This is a genomic window from Microcoleus sp. AR_TQ3_B6, assembly GCF_036702785.1.
Classification (GTDB): domain Bacteria; phylum Cyanobacteriota; class Cyanobacteriia; order Cyanobacteriales; family Microcoleaceae; genus Microcoleus.
In genome coordinates this window covers 158,647-177,419 of the sequence record NZ_JAUBVJ010000005.1, presented here as the reverse complement: position 1 = coordinate 177,419, position 18,773 = coordinate 158,647, and the positions used below count along the sequence as shown (strand labels likewise).

The window sequence follows — 18,773 nt, the reverse complement described above, 5'->3', positions numbered from 1 at the left end:
ATTTTTCAAGCCTACAGCCTAAATTTCAACTCCCTAGAGTATTAGAGAGATTTTAAGACCTACCTTGACAGGGCTGGGGATTGAAACCTGTATAGAAATCCCAAGTATCGCAATAACTTCCAATCGCAATTAACCTAACTCCCTATTAGGGATTGAAACCTCAGCAATAAATTGCTTTACATATTCTTTGATTAGGATCGCAATTAACCTAACTCCCTATTAGGGATTGAAACGTGCCGGAGCATCGCACTGAAGCTTTACACGCAGCATCGCAATTAACCTAACTCCCTATTAGGGATTGAAACAGAAAAATTGAGTTTGAGGGAGAGCGCATCACAGTACATCGCAATTAACCTAACTCCCTATTAGGGATTGAAACTTGAATTTTTTAGACGGAAAAGACAGTTTGGAAAAATCGCAATTAACCTAACTCCCTATTAGGGATTGAAACTTGAGCTTTTCATTCTCAGCATTAGCAATTTCCCACATCGCAATTAACCTAACTCCCTATTAGGGATTGAAACAAATGTACCAGTTTTTGAATTAGTCGAAAGTCCAAAATCGCAATTAACCTAACTCCCTATTAGGGATTGAAACTCTTACGAAATCCTGTGTGGATTCTTTCATGTCAGCAATATCGCAATTAACCTAACTCCCTATTAGGGATTGAAACCTCGTCTTCCACCATTTTCCTGTTTCTGCTGCCAAATCGCAATTAACCTAACTCCCTATTAGGGATTGAAACTTCTAGAGTACCTAACTTCCAATCTAAATTTAAATCGCAATTAACCTAACTCCCTATTAGGGATTGAAACTAATGTCCCATGTCGCAGAGAACAGTTAAATGCTCATCGCAATTAACCTAACTCCCTATTAGGGATTGAAACTTTGAACACTTGACCAATCTAACAGTCCTTTATATCGCAATTAACCTAACTCCCTATTAGGGATTGAAACTAAGGTGCCTTACTCAACACATAAGTAAGATAACTAAATCGCAATTAACCTAACTCCCTATTAGGGATTGAAACTTGTAAGTTCGATCGCCTATTTCCGCCACCAACAAATCGCAATTAACCTAACTCCCTATTAGGGATTGAAACAGTATCTTGCTGCTCGACTGCCTGCATCTCATCGGATGTACGATCGCAATTAACCTAACTCCCTATTAGGGATTGAAACAACCATGTTGTATCTTTTGTAGGAACTTTTTTCCAGTATCGCAATTAACCTAACTCCCTATTAGGGATTGAAACCTAAATAGATTTTCTCCAGCGTTTGGAAAATACCAAATCGCAATTAACCTAACTCCCTATTAGGGATTGAAACAACAATTAGTTAGTTGGTGAGGTTTCTCATGGTTCATCGCAATTAACCTAACTCCCTATTAGGGATTGAAACCGATCACCTGAAGGACAACTTATGGCACACCCACACATCGCAATTAACCTAACTCCCTATTAGGGATTGAAACTGGCTGTAATTAACTTACCTTCTGCCAAGTTGACTTATCGCAATTAACCTAACTCCCTATTAGGGATTGAAACTTGAAATTCTACGATCGTGGCGATCGTGTTGCAAATCGCAATTAACCTAACTCCCTATTAGGGATTGAAACGACAGACCCACAACAAGCGGAAGTGGGGGGAAGGGGGAAGATCGCAATTAACCTAACTCCCTATTAGGGATTGAAACTCCTCTGTCTCAGGAGTAACATCCCAAGGATTAGATCGCAATTAACCTAACTCCCTATTAGGGATTGAAACTCTGTACTGGGATTGGAAACGGACTTGGCGGTGCTTTGGGATCGCAATTAACCTAACTCCCTATTAGGGATTGAAACTCTGCTTTGCTGATGGAAACTCCCCGAAGACTGAATCGCAATTAACCTAACTCCCTATTAGGGATTGAAACTTGATTTTGTTGCCATAAAATTATATACTGACAAATCGCAATTAACCTAACTCCCTATTAGGGATTGAAACCAAATAATTCTATGACTTGCACATAAGACCTCCTATCGCAATTAACCTAACTCCCTATTAGGGATTGAAACTCCTCTTTATCTCTCTTCCCAGTTTGTACGTACCATCGCAATTAACCTAACTCCCTATTAGGGATTGAAACCTAAGCAGCGATACTATTACATGAGTTGAGTAATCTCTCATCGCAATTAACCTAACTCCCTATTAGGGATTGAAACTTCTTTCTTCCATAACTGAATATATTCATCTACTAAATCGCAATTAACCTAACTCCCTATTAGGGATTGAAACTAATCTCTAAATTAGCTGAAAACTTTTGAGTAGAACCTAAAATCGCAATTAACCTAACTCCCTATTAGGGATTGAAACAAAGCATACGACCCATAAGCTAGTCGATCAGTAAAAATCGCAATTAACCTAACTCCCTATTAGGGATTGAAACCTCGTAGATTTTGTTCGCGATTCGATCCGCCAACATCGCAATTAACCTAACTCCCTATTAGGGATTGAAACCATTCCGCTAATCCAATATTTATTTCCTTCTACCTTATCGCAATTAACCTAACTCCCTATTAGGGATTGAAACAAAAATCTTCTACTCCAACGAACCTCATTAATTCGATCATCGCAATTAATCTAACTCCCTATTAGGGATTGAAACATGACAACTTTTAGCTGCGGTGGAGGCAGTTCATTAGATCGCAATTAACCTAACTCCCTATTAGGGATTGAAACCATTGGAGAGAAAACACACAAGCGCGTTTACATCGCATCGCAATTAACCTAACTCCCTATTAGGGATTGAAACACATCTCATTACTACCAATATCCTTATAAACTCCGATCGCAATTAACCTAACTCCCTATTAGGGATTGAAACGCGGATACTCGGGCATTTTGAGGGCGATCCAAGCATCGCAATTAACCTAACTCCCTATTAGGGATTGAAACGTGGCAGAACCAATATAAAAAAACTGACATTTAATATAATCGCAATTAACCTAACTCCCTATTAGGGATTGAAACAGATACAAATAGCCATTCAGATATAACATCTCTAGATCGCAATTAACCTAACTCCCTATTAGGGATTGAAACGTAACTGTTCGCAGTGTTGTTGTTTTGGGTCGAGTATCGCAATTAACCTAACTCCCTATTAGGGATTGAAACAAAAAATTATTTGTTTTGTTGGCTGGGAAACCGACCTTTGATCGCAATTAACCTAACTCCCTATTAGGGATTGAAACATCCCGCCCCCGTTTGCCAAGTAAATGCCCAAACATATCGCAATTAACCTAACTCCCTATTAGGGATTGAAACCACTTAAACCTGGCTATAGCTAGCCAAAACAAATCTACATCGCAATTAACCTAACTCCCTATTAGGGATTGAAACCATCTGACGAAATGCAAGCAGTCGAGCAAGATACTAAATCGCAATTAACCTAACTCCCTATTAGGGATTGAAACTATCAGTTGGCTTGTTCGGGGCCACGTGAGTGCCAATCGCAATTAACCTAACTCCCTATTAGGGATTGAAACCGGTAAACTTGTCAGCATAATTTTGCACAATCAAAAAATCGCAATTAACCTAACTCCCTATTAGGGATTGAAACGGGCTCCTAACCAGTGGAGTAATTCGGCTAGTCAGGATCGCAATTAACCTAACTCCCTATTAGGGATTGAAACAAAATGAAATTGTAATTTACACAGATTTTTTTTATCGCAATTAACCTAACTCCCTATTAGGGATTGAAACAACAGTTGCATTAAGGTGCAAATAAAATGTTTCAGATCGCAATTAACCTAACTCCCTATTAGGGATTGAAACGTAAGCACTTCTGGCATCACCCAGTTAATATTAAATCGCAATTAACCTAACTCCCTATTAGGGATTGAAACCACGGTGTCTTCTGTTACTTCTATTAGATTATGATCGCAATTAACCTAACTCCCTATTAGGGATTGAAACCTCACCGAACCATTGAGCCGCCCCCGCTTTGTATGATCGCAATTAACCTAACTCCCTATTAGGGATTGAAACATCAAAAAATAGCAATTTGGGGGGCGCGCATCCTAATCGCAATTAACCTAACTCCCTATTAGGGATTGAAACTCAACCACATTCCGAGGAATAACAACTTATGCCACCCAAAATCGCAATTAACCTAACTCCCTATTAGGGATTGAAACACAGGAAATGACATTCCTGCGCCTGCTTGTATTTGATCGCAATTAACCTAACTCCCTATTAGGGATTGAAACCTCGCTAGATTGGCAACTGCTTGGTCGAGGTATGATCGCAATTAACCTAACTCCCTATTAGGGATTGAAACATCTGTTTGATTCATTAACCGAAATGAAATTTCGGCTTGCCGCAATTAACCTAAATCCCTATTAGGGATTGAAACCTATGAAAGAGGAAAATACAAATTAAGCCACCATAAACCTAAATCCCATCTTCACTTGAGATGACAGTGACAATTCGGCTTTTCAATCAAAGACTCAACCAAAGCATTCAAGGCAACCGCCGCCAACAACCCGCCGCCAAAAGTTCCCAGAGTCGTAATATAAGCAACGCCCGATCGCACTAAGCGCCGTTTCGCCACCGGAGAATGACTAAAACCGATCGGCATTCCCACTACCAAAGCCGGTTGCAGTTGCCCGCACTCGATCGCCTCGCAAACCGCCATCAGCACAGACGGCGCATATCCTATCACCAATATACATCCCTTTTCCAGTTTCAACAACTTATCAAACCACTCACCCTGCCGCCAGAATTCCTGTTCCGCTTCCGCCGCAGCATTGATGTGCGGATCGTCAATTAAAGTTGCAATACTTGTTCCCAAATGCGCCAATCTAGTCCGATCCAAAGCGGCAAAAACAGGCGGCACATCAGCCACAATTTGACACTGATTTTTCAAAGCATCCCGCGCCGATTTAATCGCCGTTGCGCTTAACTTCACAAACGGCAGCAGGGAACAATCTCCGCAGGCTAACACCAGTTTAGAAAGCAAGTCTACCTCAATTTCCGAGCGATCGCCCAAATCCGGCAACAAATGCTGCAACGACTCCCCAAAATCCTCCGGGTGAGTGTGCGCCCCCGCATCCCAACCCTCCCAAACTTGTTCCAACTCATCCAACCCCCCCTCAGTTTCCGCCTGCAACAGCCTTAATTGCGCCAAGGCGTCCGCTTGCACCGCTTGACAAGAAATATCCCGTCCCAGCAATCCTTCCAGCGCCGAAGCCGTTTCTCTGAGGCGAACAATTTGCTGAATAACCGACAGATATTGCCGTTGCAGAGTCGCCATCAGCCCCTCTGAGGAAGCATCCGCATCTGTTTCTAACAGTTTGCGGATGTGAGACAGTTGAAAGCCTTGCTGCTTGAGTGCGACTATTCTTTGCAGTCTTTGCACGTCGCTGCGGGTGTACAATCTGTAGTTAGAGGTCGATCGCACCGCCGGAGATAGCAGCCCCAATGCGTGATAATGTCGCACCATCCGAGGAGTAATTGTGCCTTTTACCGCTTCTGTAAGTTGTTTGATTGTCAGGTATTCTTGCTGCATAATACCAAATTATAGTAATCCTTGCCCGAGGCGTAAATTTTTTACCCCAACCCTCCCTTTAGCAAGGGGAGGGAGTAAGAAATTCAATAGTCCGGACACTTTTTCTACGGCCCAATCGCTTATTTAACTTCCAAGCTCTGCCTGGGAACCGATGTAAGCGAGGCTCTGCCTCGGCTGCGACAAGGGAGGCAGAGCCTCCGGATATGCGTTACCAGGCTCTGCCTGGTAACGAGTCAAACAGTAAACAGCTAACAGTCAACAGTCAACTGTCAATTTACACAGTCTTAGCCCACTCGATCCAAGTTTCCATCGGGCGGAAACCGACTGATTTGTAAAGCTTTGTCGCCCCTGTCAAACTGTCAGCATCGACGCTGAGTTTAGCTGTGTTTGCACCCGCCGCTTTTAAGGAGTGCAAACCCGCCAGCAGCATCGCTTTTCCTAAACCCATTTTCCGAAAGTCGCGCCGCGTACCCAACAATTCAATCCAACCGTCTTTTGTGCCGCTGCGGGCGTTTTTTTGGGGTTTGATTTGACAGTCGCAGAAAGCTGCAAATTTGCGATCGCCCGAAACAGCAATTAAATCTAATTCCGGCTGATAGTTGGCGTCTTGCATCCAGTAGCGCACGGTTTCCGCAGTTAAATCGTGGTGATTCCAGTGATCGATAAATGACCAAGAATTTCAAAGGTGGTACCCGCCACGTGATTTATCCGTGGAATCAATCCAAAATCGAAAATCGAAAATCCTCAAACCCCCGCATTTATCCGTGGGGTCAATCTAAAATCTAAAATCTAAAATCTAAAATCTAAAATCGATTGACTGGTTGAACATTTCTACCCAGGGTTCGATGTCTTCTTCCCCCGATACGTGTGTTAGGGCAAAATCAGCCGGAAATTCCGGTGTGGGAATCGGTTCGGCGAGGGATCGGGCCATTGTCAGAAAATAGCGATCGACCTCAAAGCCCTGTTTTTCTAACAGCAGGATTTCATCGGTTTTATCCTCGCGGCTGCAGGTACGCAATTTTGCAGGCAAATTCCGTTCTTTTCCTACTTCGCGCAGCCGATTTTCTCCCCATTTAATTATGTCTTTTTCTAAACCTTGGCGGCGCAGGTTTGGATGCACGTAAAACCAGAGACAAGCGTCTATTTCATTCCGGGAATCGGGCATATCTAGGAGTGCCAAACCGATCGGTTTGTAATTACCATCTTCCCACAATTGCACGTCGCGGGCTTTGTCGAGTTTGGGTGCATCAAGTATCAGCTTCAGTTCAGTTGCTGAGAATTCTTCGCCGAGGCGATCGACTGTTTCGCAAGCATCGATTAAATTTGCGATCGCGCACCAGTCAGTTTCGCCCTTGTAGGAGCGTGTTGTTAAGATATTCATAAAAAACTGGCAATCCGTAATTGCGGACTGTTCCTCTTAAGTGGTATTGGCAAACAAGTACAGTGAATTTCTGGCAAAAATCCGAGTTTTTGATTGTTAACCGCACATCGATGCGGATAAACGCGGAGGTAATGCAGATTGATTGTGGTGTCGATAAAACTCAGAAACCTGTTTATATCACCCAGGCTTTCAGGTTTTATCTAATTAGGCAATCATAAAAATTGGTTTGCCCGTTCGGGCTAATTTTGTATGTGAGTTTATGGCTGGATGTCGATGAGTCGCGCTCTCTTTCGTTACCAAGCTTGGTGCTGAAGTAACTATTGTTTGAATAAAGTTTGTACAGCTAAGTAAAGAAGTTTTCACCCCCACCGGGTAGTTGATTTTTACTTTTGCTCTGTTTTACAATAAATCCTTTTTCAGGGATTTTTGGCTCCTCCTGTTAACTCGCCCGATCGGGGGAGGAGAGAAGTTGAACTTATTTAAAAGTTCCCTATTTCAACTATAACCTGAGCTGTTTTTTTTTGCAAGTTTGAAATTGAGGGAAACTTGCTAGTATTAACGAGGCTGGCAATTGAGGGCAGGACCGCCGCGCTTTAAACCTGCCCTAACTGTAATTTTTATAACGTTTTTCCCGGAATTGAGGATTTAATTTTATCCAAACGTTAAACTAACGTTAAACAGTTTTCTCAGATTTATATGAGGTAAATATGCTCGACAATCTCGATTTAGATATTTCCCTGGATAAAGAAACCTATGATGCCAAGATAGAAGTTTTAATGAAACAGTTGCGATCGCTCCAACTGGCCTGCAGGGAAAAAAAATTGCCCGCAATTATCGTGCTCGAAGGTTGGGCCGCCGCGGGCAAAGGCGCCCTCGTCAAAAAAATGGTGGGGTACATGGACCCGCGGGGGTTTGGGGTCCACCCGATTTGGCCGCCGTCAGATGCAGAAATGGGCTATCCTTTCCTGTGGCGGTTTTGGCAGAAACTCCCCGCCCGCGGCAAAATTGGTTTTTTTTACCATTCTTGGTACACTCATCTTTTAGAAGATCGGTTGTTCGATCGAGTCTCCGACGCAGAAGTACCGACAGTTGTCCGGCAAATCAACGCCTTCGAGCGGCAGATGGTAGATGACGGCGCGGCAATTGCCAAATTTTGGATCCACCTGAGCAAAAAAGAACTCAAGCGTCGGCTCAACAAACTAGAAAGCGACACCTTACAAGCTTGGCGAGTGCGGCCCGAAGACTGGAAACAAGCCAAAAAATACGAAGAATACACAACTTTGGCAGAAGAAATGGTAGCCCAAACCGGCACGGGCTCGGCACCTTGGACCCTCGTAGAAGGCAATTGTCAACGGTGGGCGAGAGTCAAAGTTTTAACGCAAATGGCAGCGACAATTACAGAAGCATTGGACAGATTGCCGATGCAATCTGCACCCGTGAAATTGCCACCTCAAGAAAGCTTGCAACCCACCGAACCCGACTTGCTGGCCCAAGTAGATTTAACTCAATCGCTGTCGCCCGACGAATACAAACAGCAACTTCGCGAGGAACAAACCCGTTTTGGCAAACTGCAACAAAGCATCTACGAAGAGGAAATCCCCGTGTTAGTGCTGTTTGAAGGTTGGGACGCCGCAGGTAAAGGAGGAGCGATCAAACGCTTGACGGACATATTAGACCCCCGCAGTTACACTGTTAATGCCTTTGCGGCCCCAACAGATGAAGAAAAAGCGCATCACTACCTGTGGCGGTTCTGGCAGCGGCTGCCAACTGCAGGTAAAATCAGCATTTGCGATCGCAGTTGGTATGGTAGAGTGCTCGTCGAGCGAGTTGAAGGATTTGCTACCGAACCCGAATGGCGCCGAGCTTATCAGGAAATCAACGAATTTGAGGAGCAACTCACCAGTTTCGGTTGTGTTTTAGTTAAATTCTGGCTGCACATCAGTCCGGACGAGCAACTAAAGCGGTTTACAGAGCGGCAAAACAATCCATTTAAACAATACAAACTCACTGAGGAAGATTGGCGGAATCGCCAAAAGTGGAATTATTATGAAGTGGCGGTGAATCAAATGATTCAGCGCACCAGCACGCCGGCTGCTCCCTGGACTCTAATTGCGGCCGATAACAAGTATTATGCTCGTGTTAAAGTAATTCAAACGGTAACGCAGGCAATTCGGAATCAACTGAAGCGCCGATAAATTGGGATGGGGGAATCGGTAACAGGTAATGGGAAAAAAAGCAGGCAGCAGAAAGCAGGCTAGAATTGCCAATTTACCCTGCTTGTGCTCGATCCATTACCAATTACCAATCAACCATTACCAGTTATCAATTACCAATTAACTCTCAGCAATCTGTGACTGGAAGTAGCGGGCTTTCCGCCTGCAACCAATAGTTGATAGCTGACCGGAATCGAGCATCAGGATAAATGCGATCGGACTGCGTTATTCGCGAAAGTTAAAAACCCACCGATGCCCGTATTTCCTCCCGCAGCTAAATTCGCGCTCGTTTCCACACTTCCGTACTAATTTATGAAGACACAGAATATTGCAAGATGCCAGAACTGTTAGCTCGCATTCTATTCCTATTCCTCCTGTTCTCACTGATCAAATCGTGGTGGGATCAATCAGGAGGCAAAGACAATCCCTTATTAGACCGACTGCGCGTTTTGCTGCTGATCAGCCTTTTGATCCTAGCTTTTTTTGCGCCAGACACCCCAGTCGGAGCAGCGATTTTCGGGCTCATAGCCTTCTTCTTTAAGCCGCTGGGTTTTTCAATCACGCTCTTAGTGATTGCATCGGCGCTGATCACGAACGGGGGCATCCGCAACCCGGCCCCGAGAATGATTCTGGCAGCGCTGCTAGTTTTGATCCTTTCGAGTATGCCAGTTGTCGCTTACTGGTTCGCCGAGCAAGCAGAACGGGACGCGGCCGCAGCCGTCCAGAGAGTTTGCTGCGACGAAACCGCAGCGGCGATCGTCCTACTGGGCAAGGGAACCACTCAGCCTCACATCCCCAACCGAGTAGCGATTCAACTGACAGATACAGGCAATCGCCTGCCCTATGCTGCCGTTTTGTACAGAAAACAACTCGCACCTATGGTCATCGTTACCGCAGGCCCGAGACGCGAGTTGGAGGGTTATGTTGGCGAAGCTAAGGATATCGAGACTTTGCTGGCAACCAACATGGGCGTGCCGCGCAGCAGTATCGTTCTCGACAATAACGGCAGCAACATACGCACCAGCGCTGAAGAGGTGAGAAAGATACTCGACAGCCGCGGCGTCGGCCGCAAAGTAATCCTGGTAACATCTGCGATGCAGATGCGCCGTGCGAGCCTAACTTTTGCGCATATGGGAATGCAGGTGATTCCCAGAGCTACCGACTTCTACACTTTTCAACCCACTGCAGGAGGGACATCCAGACTCCGCTTAGACGCGGGAGATTTTTTGCCTAATGCAGAAGCTTTGCTAACTACGACGCGAGTATTCGATGAATATTTCGGGTCCATCTATTACTATTTGCGCGGCTGGCAGGCTCCCAGGGCCTAAAGTGGCGAGTTGCTGGGGTTTTTCTTAGGCAACAGCGACTGCTCCCCAGATTGGTTTAACATCTGATGAGAATGAGACCTTTGTGGGGAGCTGTATTTTCTGATTCCGGCGGGGTCGCCGAGGGCCAAGTTGGCAACTAATAAAAACAGCACCCAAAAAATATTTGTTTTCCTCCCAGGGGCTGCTTTTTTCGGTGCTTCTGGGGTTGTGACGGATTCGACGTTAACTTTGATGTCTAGTTTCCCTTGAATTTCTTTGCCTTTGAGAACTCCGTCGCTGCACACACCCTTAAAAATCATTGGAGCGGGTTTTGCTGCTTCTGTTTTCGCTTCTTCTGCCATTTTTTTGTCCTGATTTTGGTAGATGCGGTTGGATAGTAAATTCTCAGAGGTTCGGGGGCTTTCCAGATAGGATTTGCCGAACTATGAAAAAATTAAGTTAAAGATGCACCCCGCCTCTTGCTGGCGCTTAAATATAAGAACCTGAAGGCATTTTCCAGCTAGCAATCGTTTGTTTTGGGTAGCAGCATTGCCTTAAAGCTGCTAATTATGTATCTGGGTGAAAGGCAGATTTTTATGCAAAGTACAGCTTTTTTTAGGAAAAATTGTCAATAAATTTATGGGCTGCCGGCGGACCCAAATGTCAACAGCCTGAAGATCGATCGCACTTACTCTCATCGAACAAGCCCGGTTTATTGCAGGAGCGGCCCCAAGTGACGCAATTCGGTTAATCAACCGGCTTTCTGATATCAATTTCGGACCCGAGGGCCGGAATGAGATCAAATCCTCGCTTCAAGAGTCGGGCGTCAAGTCTCATCAAGCTTGTAACAAATAATTCGCGCAATTTTCATTTTTTTGACTCGCAGTCAACAGCGTTGCCCTGAGCTTCGTCGAAGGGTCAACAGTCAACAGTCAACATTCAACAGTCAACAGTCAACAGTCAACAGTCAACAGTCAACAGTCAACCATGATTCCGGTGCAACCGGAATCGATATGAGCTAAATAATCGAGAGTGAAAACATCTACCAGCAAACTATCTTCCCTGCAACCCGAACAACTGGAAGCTTGGGCAAAAGAGGCAATTAATCGCAGTAAATCCGGTCAAATCGCCGCATACATACCTCTCCTTGCGCGAGCCGACAGACAATGGTTTTCCGTGCAAATTCGGGCAATTGACGGTCAATTATTGAGCTGGGGTAGCATTGCTCAAACATTCTCGCTGATGAGCGCAGTCAAGCCCTTTGTGCTGCTTTATTTGCTGTGCGAATTGGGGGAAAAAAGGGTATTTGACTGCGTTGGCTGCGAGCCTTCGGAGCTGCCTTTCAATTCCTTAACTCAACTTGAAATAGACCGAGGGAAGCCGAGAAACCCGATGATTAATAGCGGGGCGATCGCCCTAGCGTCTTTGATTCCCGGTCAAAATGCTGTGGCGCGCTGTCAAAACTTGCGAACTTGGCTGAATCAACAGGCAAAAAGTCAGTTATTGGTTGACGAGTTAATGCTCAATTCAGTGAATTCAATGCCGAATGAAAATAATAGGAATCTCGCCTTAAAAATGGTAGACTCTGGTTATATTCAAAACTCTGAAATTGCTTTAGAAACTTACAATCGCGTCTGCTGTTTGTCGGGAACTGTGGAGGATTTAGCTAAGCTGGGAATGGTTTTGGTAAATAGTGGCGATCGAGGAATCTGGGAAAACTGCCGCACTGTCAAAGCACTGATGGCAACTTGCGGTTTGTATGAAGCATCCGGCCGCTTTGCGGTGCGGGTGGGATTGCCTGCCAAGTCGGGAGTTAGCGGGGCTTTGGTGTCGGTAATTCCGGGCCAGGGTGCGATCGGCTTTTACAGTCCGCCCCTGGATAAAGAGGGAAATTCTGTCGCAGGCTTATTTCTGTTAGAACAAATAGCTAAATCTTTGCGGCTGAGCGTATTTGATTAGACACGATTGCAGTTAAATTCCCCCTTGAATTTCCCCGAAGTATTGGGGACAATAATTGGAAAGTGGAAAGTGGGAATTGGGAAACGATCTACAGCAGATTCCACTTTGATGAAGTATACCAGTCAAGCGATCGCTGTAGGGAAACGGCACGGCGCCGTGTCCTCTATCGAAAGCTATGTACCTCACTTACCTAAAAAATGCTGTAATTCTGTAGGGGCGGGTTTTACGACAATATCTCATCATTACAAACAAGCTTAATAAACCCGCCTCCACACCGCTAATAATCTACATCAACCTTGACGGGTGAGCGAATACAAAAAATGTATATTTCGATTTACTGTTGGGTGGTCGCGGGTTTGTGAGATGATATCAATTCCGGTTGCACCGGAATTATAGTTGACTGTTGAGTGTTGACTGTTGAGAGTTGACTGTGTTGTTTGACTCGTTCCGAGGCTCTACCTGATAACGCAGAGAAAGGAGGCTGTGCCTCGAATTTTCCTCCGCAATTGAGGCTCTTCCTCGCTTATATCGCTGTATTGGCTCGACCTCGGAACCAGTTCAATCTCAAATCTAAAATCTCAAATCTAAAATCGATTGACTGATCACTAAGGCTTTTCGCCCAAAATAGCATAAACCACAGTTTCTTCTTTTTTGCCGCGCAATTGAATCGATCCTACTTTTTGACCTTCGTAGCGATCGCGCACGTAAGCAAAAGTCCTGCCCGTCACCAACAAATTAAAAGGACTGTCAGAAACAATTTCCTTATTCATCGCCTCCAATCTAGCAGCAACGTTGACAGCATCGCCGATCACAGAATAATTCAAACGCCGGGAACCGCCGACAGTGCCAGCAACTAACTGTCCGGTATGCAAACCAATACCAAACTTAATTAAAGGTTTGCGGTCAACTCTAAGCTGCTGGTTAAGTTCGTGCAGCTTGTCGTGCATGGCGATGCAAGCCGCAACTGCATTCAAAGCATCTTTTTGAATTTCTGGATATTCGCTATGGCAAAAAGGCACCCCAAAAACAGCCATAATTGCATCGCCGATGTATTTATCTACAACGCCGCCGTGATCCATAATACAGTCGGTCATCGCTTCCAAATAATTATTGAGCCAGTTGAGCAAATCCCGCGGCGGCATTTTTTCCGAAATCGAAGTAAAACTGCGAATATCCATAAACAGCACCGTTGCTGTAAGTTCTTGAGGTTCGAGTTCTCCCTGTTCAAATATCTCAGCTTTGCGTTGCCAAATAAGCTGAGCAGTCTCTGGATCGACGTGCTTTTCAAATAACCTCATCAACTGTTGCTTTTCGTACTGTTCCCGCAGTTGCAAAGCAGTGCCAGCTAAAATGAGGGTGCCGATAGGTGCGGCAATCGGCACCCACCAATAAAAGAAGCCAAAGAGTACAGCAGCAGCCCCAATCCAAAGTATAGGCAAACCGAGGGCGATCGCAATTCTCTCTCTAACACCTCGGTTCCACAGAACCCAACCGGTAAGCGGGCCAATCCCGAACAATAACAACATTTCTACGAGTATCGGCAGCCGCCGCAGCAAGCGTTGATTGAGCAAATTGTCAATCAACGCTGCATATAAATAAACCCCGGCTGTATTGCGGTCAAAAGGTGAAGCTATCGGGTCAAAACCGGTAGCAACTATGCCCACTAAAACTAACTTATTGGTGAGAGCATCTGCGGGAATTCTACCTTGTACAACATCAACAAAAGCATAGGTGGGTAGATTTTTTGTTTTCCCAGGCCAGTTAACCCAGACTTTTTTTGCCTGCCTATTGTTTGACTGTGGGAGCAATACTGGATTTTGGGGATTAGCAGCATTGTACCTGTGAGTCATTGCTAAACCGAAATTAGGAACCCCGTCGAGAAAGATTTTTGACTCGCGGCTAATACCGTCGCTATCGGCTTCGTGGGCGATGTGACCGACACCTGCTGCTGCTGATTTTAAAGAGGCTACAGGTTCTTCTTTGATGGTGCCCGCGAGTACAACTTTGCCGTTGGCGGCGATTGCAGCGGCTAAAATATCATCTTTCGGACTCGGATCGAGGAAAAGAATATCGAAACCAACTGCTGTGGGGGGAGATTTTTTTAGGGCAGACAACAGTTCGGCGTAGCGGTTGCGGGGCCAAGGAAATTGACCGTATTCCTGCAAGGAATGGCGTTCGATCGCAATTACCGCAATTCTCTGATCCCATCCCGGATTTGGCCAAATTCCCGATTCTCGAATTTGAAAAAGCGTGTTGTATCCCAAATATTCAAGGGGTTTCCACATTCCCAATTGCAGCATGGCTACAGACATTAGACCTGCTAGGGCGCCTGTCATCCAGGGAGGATTTGTGATTATATATTGCCGCAGGTTGATCAGTTGATTTTGTTTGAGATTAGCGATCCATTCTTTGAACTTCATGCCATTAATTTGACGCAATAATTGACATTCGAGTCAGACCTTTGAGAGGAGTGCGAGTCATGAAGTTTTATAAGACCCTAAGGGTGAAGGGTTGAAGCAAAATTTCTTTATTTTGACTACCGAGATTCACCGCGAAATGCTTCGCACCTACACAAAATAATCAACCCAGATAGGACTTAGGATCTAACTCACGTCCTCAGATACTGCCCGCGCACTTGACTCTTAGAGAGGTTGTTTAGGGAACTGCGAGGGTGTAATGCTGTTCTGTGATTGACGGGCCTCGCACTACGATTCTGAGGCGGCGACTTGGAGGTAAAATTCCTTGGATTTGGAAGTTGCCCTTTCGATCGATCTCAATCAGTTCGTTGTTGACATAAATTATGTCGATCGGGTTAATTTGACCCCTGAAGCGATAGATATTGCCGCTGAGTCTCACCAAACGGCGGATTTTGACTTCAGCTTTGCGAGGGCTCGCTAAGGGCGCCACGGGCGGGGTTTGAGGGAAAATTGTCGTGGCGTTGCCGCTGTTGACAACTACTTCCGAGTTGGTACTGCCGGATACTGCGACTGCACCTTCAATAGTTTCGACTGCGGTTTTGCCTGCGCCGACGCTGACGCCAAAGGAGGTGCCGCGGACTCCGGCAACGCCTTCTGGGGTTTCAACCCTGACTGGGGCACTTCTGGCAGAACTTGTTTGTTGGGCAATTTGACTGGATTTGCCGAGTCCGCTGAATGTATTTAGGGCAACTATTTGGTTCGGCAGGATAATTGTTGAGGTGTTGGCTGCGGGAGTTGTCGCGGCAGTTTTGCCGACGGACAACCTGACTCGCCCGCTGCTGACAAAAATGGCTGTGTCTTTTTCGCCACCTGCACTGCTTGACAAATCGGATATTCTGACTGCGGTTTTTTCGGCAAGTTCCACGATGCCAGTGTGGTTGTCGATGGCTAAACGGGCTGTGGAATCGGGGCCGGTGATGATTTCGTCTCCGGGGGCGAGCAGCCGATCGCCCACGACTGCCGGTCGCCCTTTAAAGGTGACTGTACCCTTAATTTCTCGGATTTCGAGCGATCGCCCGCCCCCTGTTCCCTGAGCCTTTATCGTCTCTGCTGGGGATGAATTCGCCGCCTCTGTTGCCTGATTTTTTGGAGATTGTGAGTCGGTTGGCAATGCTGGCGGTCGATCGACCGAGGCTATTTTAGTAGGGTTCGACGGCTGTTTGGGGGATGGAGAGAGCGGACTGGCGATCGTCCCACGACCGAGCTGCAGACAGGCGAACACTGCTAAGGACAAACTTAGGAGCGGAATTTTGGTCGATCGCCAGCACGTAAAATTTTTATTCATAATTTCAATTTTGTGATTCTTTGAAGTTCCTTGACTTCATTTCCTCTATTAGACTCCCTAACTCAGGCAATCGTTCCACCTTTTATGCCGTAATACAGCAGCAAAAATAGACTTTCTCAGCATGAAATTCTAGCATTAAATCTTCTTTTTATTTTCAGATTTTAGTAAACTTTTACAACATGGCACTTTACTAAAATCTGACCTTCGCGAAATTTTGCCAACCAGAGTCAAAGTGCTTGGCAGCATGATTTTTCGCCGATGTCAAGGTGAGAGATCGAAGATTTATATATAGCAAACATAAAGTTAATTACTGCTTCTGAATGCCTTTTGGCTTCTGCCGGAAGGATGACTAATTGGGGAGAAATCCTGTAGTTGTGGGAATTAATAAAAAGATTCTGGTTGCGAAGCGATAAAAAATAATTATATAAGTGGTGCGCCAGGCTCTGGGAGTGGAGCTTGCCGCTGTGGAAGCCGATCGGGCAAACCCAAGGGAATCAGGGTAGACGATCGACCAACTCCGACTAGAATACCCTTTTTTAGGGAAAGTTGGTCGAAATTCCTTCTGAAAATCATCGCGAGCGATCGCAGTGGCTAGGTGTTGCTGTTCGGAAGTAGACGCCAAACTGTAAAATGGACGGTTGTATATAGGTTATATAGAGCAGGAGAACAATTTCAGTGGCAATAGAAGTAGGTCAGAGAGTGAAGGTGCGCCGTCTCAGAGATCGGATACCTGCAAATATCGTGGGCAAGATAAAGCAGAATCCAGTAGGCACTGTTGACGGATTCAAAATGGTTGACGGTAGCGGAGTAGGCGTGGTTGTGAAGTTTGAGGGTTTTGCGACTTGGTTCTTTGAAGATGAGCTAGAACCCGTTTAGCAGATGTTGAAGGAAGAAGGAAGAAGGAAGAAGGAAGAAGGAAGAAGGAAGAAGGAAGAGGAAAAATTTTCCCAATTCTTCCCCTCTCCCACTCACCCACTCACCGATTCTCCTCTTCCTCCACTCTCCCCCCTTACCCACTCTGGCTGACGGTTGCGCTTAAATGTTAAAGAGTAAGCTTTGGCAGTGAGAACAGAAAATGGCTTTGATTTTGACATTTTTGGGCAAAGGCGGCACTGGCCGCAGTACGATCGCGATCGCAACAGCTAAAAAATATGCGGCTCAAGGCAAGCGAGTTCTGCTGCTCGGCCAAGATCCGGGCCCTGCATTGGGTATTCTGCTAGGGGTTCCCCTGACTCTCAACCCCCAAGAAATCGCCCCCAACCTCAAAGCAGTTCAGGTGCAAAGCGCGCCGCTGCTAGAACGCAGGTGGGACGAAGTTAAACAACTAGAAGCTCAATATGTCCGTACTCCGTTTTTCAAGCAGATTTACGGTCAAGAATTAGGGGTGTTACCGGGAATGGACAGCGCGCTGGCGTTGAACGAACTTCGGGAATACGAGGACAGCAAACAATACGATGCGATCGTTTATGACGGCCCCGGCGGCATGGATACGCTGCGGATGCTGGGAATGCCGGAAATTTTGAGTTGGTATATCCGCAGGTTCCGTCAAGCTTTGGTAGATTCGGATTTGGGGAAAGCGCTTTCACCTTTTATTCAACCGGTTGTCAGTACGGTGTTGACGGTGGATTTGTCGGGAGACAATGCTTTTCAATCTACTAAGCAAGTCGATAATCTTTTGGATAAGGGTAAGGAAGCGCTGGCAGATCCGAACCGCACGGCGGCTTTTTTGGTGACGACTGGGGATGCAAGCGCGATCGCAACTGCCCGCTATCTTTGGGGAAGTTCTCAACAAGTTGGTTTGACTGTGGGCGGTGTCATTGTCAATCAAGCACCGATTACAGAAGCTATTAATGCCGAGTTTGATCCTTTAACGGCTGTTTCGGTTCCGGCGCACAGTGACAATAATTGGCAGCCGCTAATTGATGCTTTGCCAGATTTTTCTGAGGCGGCAAAAGCTCCTAAACCCATTAACATAAACATTGCACAGCGTCAAGTTAGTTTGTTTTTGCCTGGGTTTGACAAGAAAGAAATTAAATTGATTCAATCGGGGCCGGAAGTGACGATCGAAGCGGGCGATCAGCGGCGCAATATTTTGCTGCCTCCGGCGCTGACTGGGAAGTCTGTTACTGGTGCTAAGTTCCTGAACGGTTACTTGATTATTTCTTTTTAGTGGTTAAGTTGTAGGGGATTTAAGCTGCTATTTAGGAACGGGCAGAAGAGCCCGTTCCACATTTTTAGGAAATCCCTGGTTCCCGGGTTCTGTCGGGGAACCAATGTCTAAATCCCTTCCCGGCTCTGCCTGGGAACCAATGTCTAGAGGCTCTGCCTCGATTGTGGAGGAAAATTGGAGGCAGAGCCTCCGGATCTGCGTTACCAGGCAGAGCCTGGTAACAAGTGGATCTGTTAGTCGGAGGAGGCAGACTTCGTTTGACAAGACGCGGTTTCAACGGCCGAGTCCTTATGATATTCTCTGGTTCCCCGGCTCTGCCTGGGAACCAATGTCTAGAGGCTCTGCCTCGATTGCGGAGGAAAATTGGAGGCAGAGCCTCCGGATCTGCGTTACCAGGCAGAGCCTGGTAACAAGTGGATCTGTTAGTCGGA

The 18,773-nt window shown here is 45.9% G+C and carries 13 protein-coding genes and 1 CRISPR repeat array; of the genes, 6 read left to right on the top strand and 7 right to left on the bottom strand.

Translation table 11 applies throughout. The features are described from left to right. Positions 1–122: 122 nt before the first annotated feature. A CRISPR array of direct repeats spans positions 123–4,395; the repeat unit is 37 nt; unit sequence ATCGCAATTAACCTAACTCCCTATTAGGGATTGAAAC. 51 nt (positions 4,396–4,446) lie between these two features. From QUB56_RS04660 to QUB56_RS04650, 3 genes are all read right to left on the bottom strand, one after another. After that, on the bottom strand, positions 4,447–5,550 hold the full coding sequence (locus tag QUB56_RS04660; RefSeq protein ID WP_332953569.1) for a precorrin-8X methylmutase: 1,104 nt from the start codon (positions 5,548–5,550) through the stop codon (positions 4,447–4,449). Between the two features lie 274 nt (positions 5,551–5,824). Then, positions 5,825–6,214: a GNAT family N-acetyltransferase gene (locus QUB56_RS04655; protein ID WP_332953575.1), complete on the bottom strand. Its 390-nt coding sequence runs from the start codon at positions 6,212–6,214 to the stop codon at positions 5,825–5,827. A gap of 132 nt (positions 6,215–6,346) precedes the next feature. Then, positions 6,347–6,931, bottom strand: a complete 585-nt coding sequence (locus QUB56_RS04650; RefSeq protein WP_332953566.1) for a GNAT family N-acetyltransferase — start codon at positions 6,929–6,931, stop codon at positions 6,347–6,349. Between the two features lie 707 nt (positions 6,932–7,638). Between QUB56_RS04650 and pap the strand changes: the two genes are divergently transcribed. After that, complete coding sequence (gene pap, locus QUB56_RS04645; RefSeq protein ID WP_332953564.1) at positions 7,639–9,126, top strand: polyphosphate:AMP phosphotransferase; 1,488 nt, start codon at positions 7,639–7,641, stop codon at positions 9,124–9,126. 353 nt (positions 9,127–9,479) lie between these two features. Beyond that, complete coding sequence (locus tag QUB56_RS04640; RefSeq protein WP_332953563.1) at positions 9,480–10,472, top strand: YdcF family protein; 993 nt, start codon at positions 9,480–9,482, stop codon at positions 10,470–10,472. On the opposite strand, the gene QUB56_RS04635 is transcribed toward QUB56_RS04640, so the two are convergent. Beyond that, positions 10,469–10,813: a hypothetical protein gene (locus tag QUB56_RS04635; protein ID WP_332953561.1), complete on the bottom strand. Its 345-nt coding sequence runs from the start codon at positions 10,811–10,813 to the stop codon at positions 10,469–10,471. The genes QUB56_RS04640 and QUB56_RS04635 overlap by 4 nt on opposite strands. Positions 10,814–11,483: 670 nt before the next feature. On the opposite strand from QUB56_RS04635, the gene glsA reads away from it, so the two are divergent. Beyond that, positions 11,484–12,410, top strand: coding sequence for a glutaminase A (glsA, locus tag QUB56_RS04630; RefSeq protein ID WP_332953559.1), 927 nt, complete (start codon positions 11,484–11,486; stop codon positions 12,408–12,410). A gap of 605 nt (positions 12,411–13,015) precedes the next feature. Here glsA and QUB56_RS04625 read toward each other — a convergent pair. The 3 genes from QUB56_RS04625 to QUB56_RS04615 form a co-directional block, all read right to left on the bottom strand. After that, positions 13,016–14,830, bottom strand: a complete 1,815-nt coding sequence (locus tag QUB56_RS04625) for an adenylate/guanylate cyclase domain-containing protein (protein ID WP_332953557.1) — start codon at positions 14,828–14,830, stop codon at positions 13,016–13,018. Positions 14,831–15,065: 235 nt separating this feature from the next. Continuing rightward, positions 15,066–16,172, bottom strand: a complete 1,107-nt coding sequence (locus tag QUB56_RS04620) for a FecR domain-containing protein (protein WP_332953556.1) — start codon at positions 16,170–16,172, stop codon at positions 15,066–15,068. Between the two features lie 349 nt (positions 16,173–16,521). After that, complete coding sequence (locus QUB56_RS04615) at positions 16,522–16,794, bottom strand: hypothetical protein (RefSeq protein ID WP_332953555.1); 273 nt, start codon at positions 16,792–16,794, stop codon at positions 16,522–16,524. A gap of 53 nt (positions 16,795–16,847) precedes the next feature. Here QUB56_RS04615 and petP point away from each other — a divergent pair, with 53 nt between their 5' ends. The 3 genes from petP to QUB56_RS04600 are packed head-to-tail and all read left to right on the top strand — an operon-like array spanning position 16,848 to position 18,342. Continuing rightward, positions 16,848–17,048: a cytochrome b6f subunit PetP gene (gene petP / locus QUB56_RS04610; protein WP_332953553.1), complete on the top strand. Its 201-nt coding sequence runs from the start codon at positions 16,848–16,850 to the stop codon at positions 17,046–17,048. Between the two features lie 3 nt (positions 17,049–17,051). Continuing rightward, positions 17,052–17,198, top strand: a complete 147-nt coding sequence (locus QUB56_RS04605) for a hypothetical protein (RefSeq protein ID WP_332953552.1) — start codon at positions 17,052–17,054, stop codon at positions 17,196–17,198. Between the two features lie 49 nt (positions 17,199–17,247). Continuing rightward, the gene (locus QUB56_RS04600) at positions 17,248–18,342 is read left to right on the top strand and encodes a Get3/ArsA fold putative tail anchor-mediating ATPase NosAFP (RefSeq protein WP_332953550.1); all 1,095 of its coding nucleotides are present in this window, start codon (positions 17,248–17,250) and stop codon (positions 18,340–18,342) included. Positions 18,343–18,773: the final 431 nt, after the last annotated feature.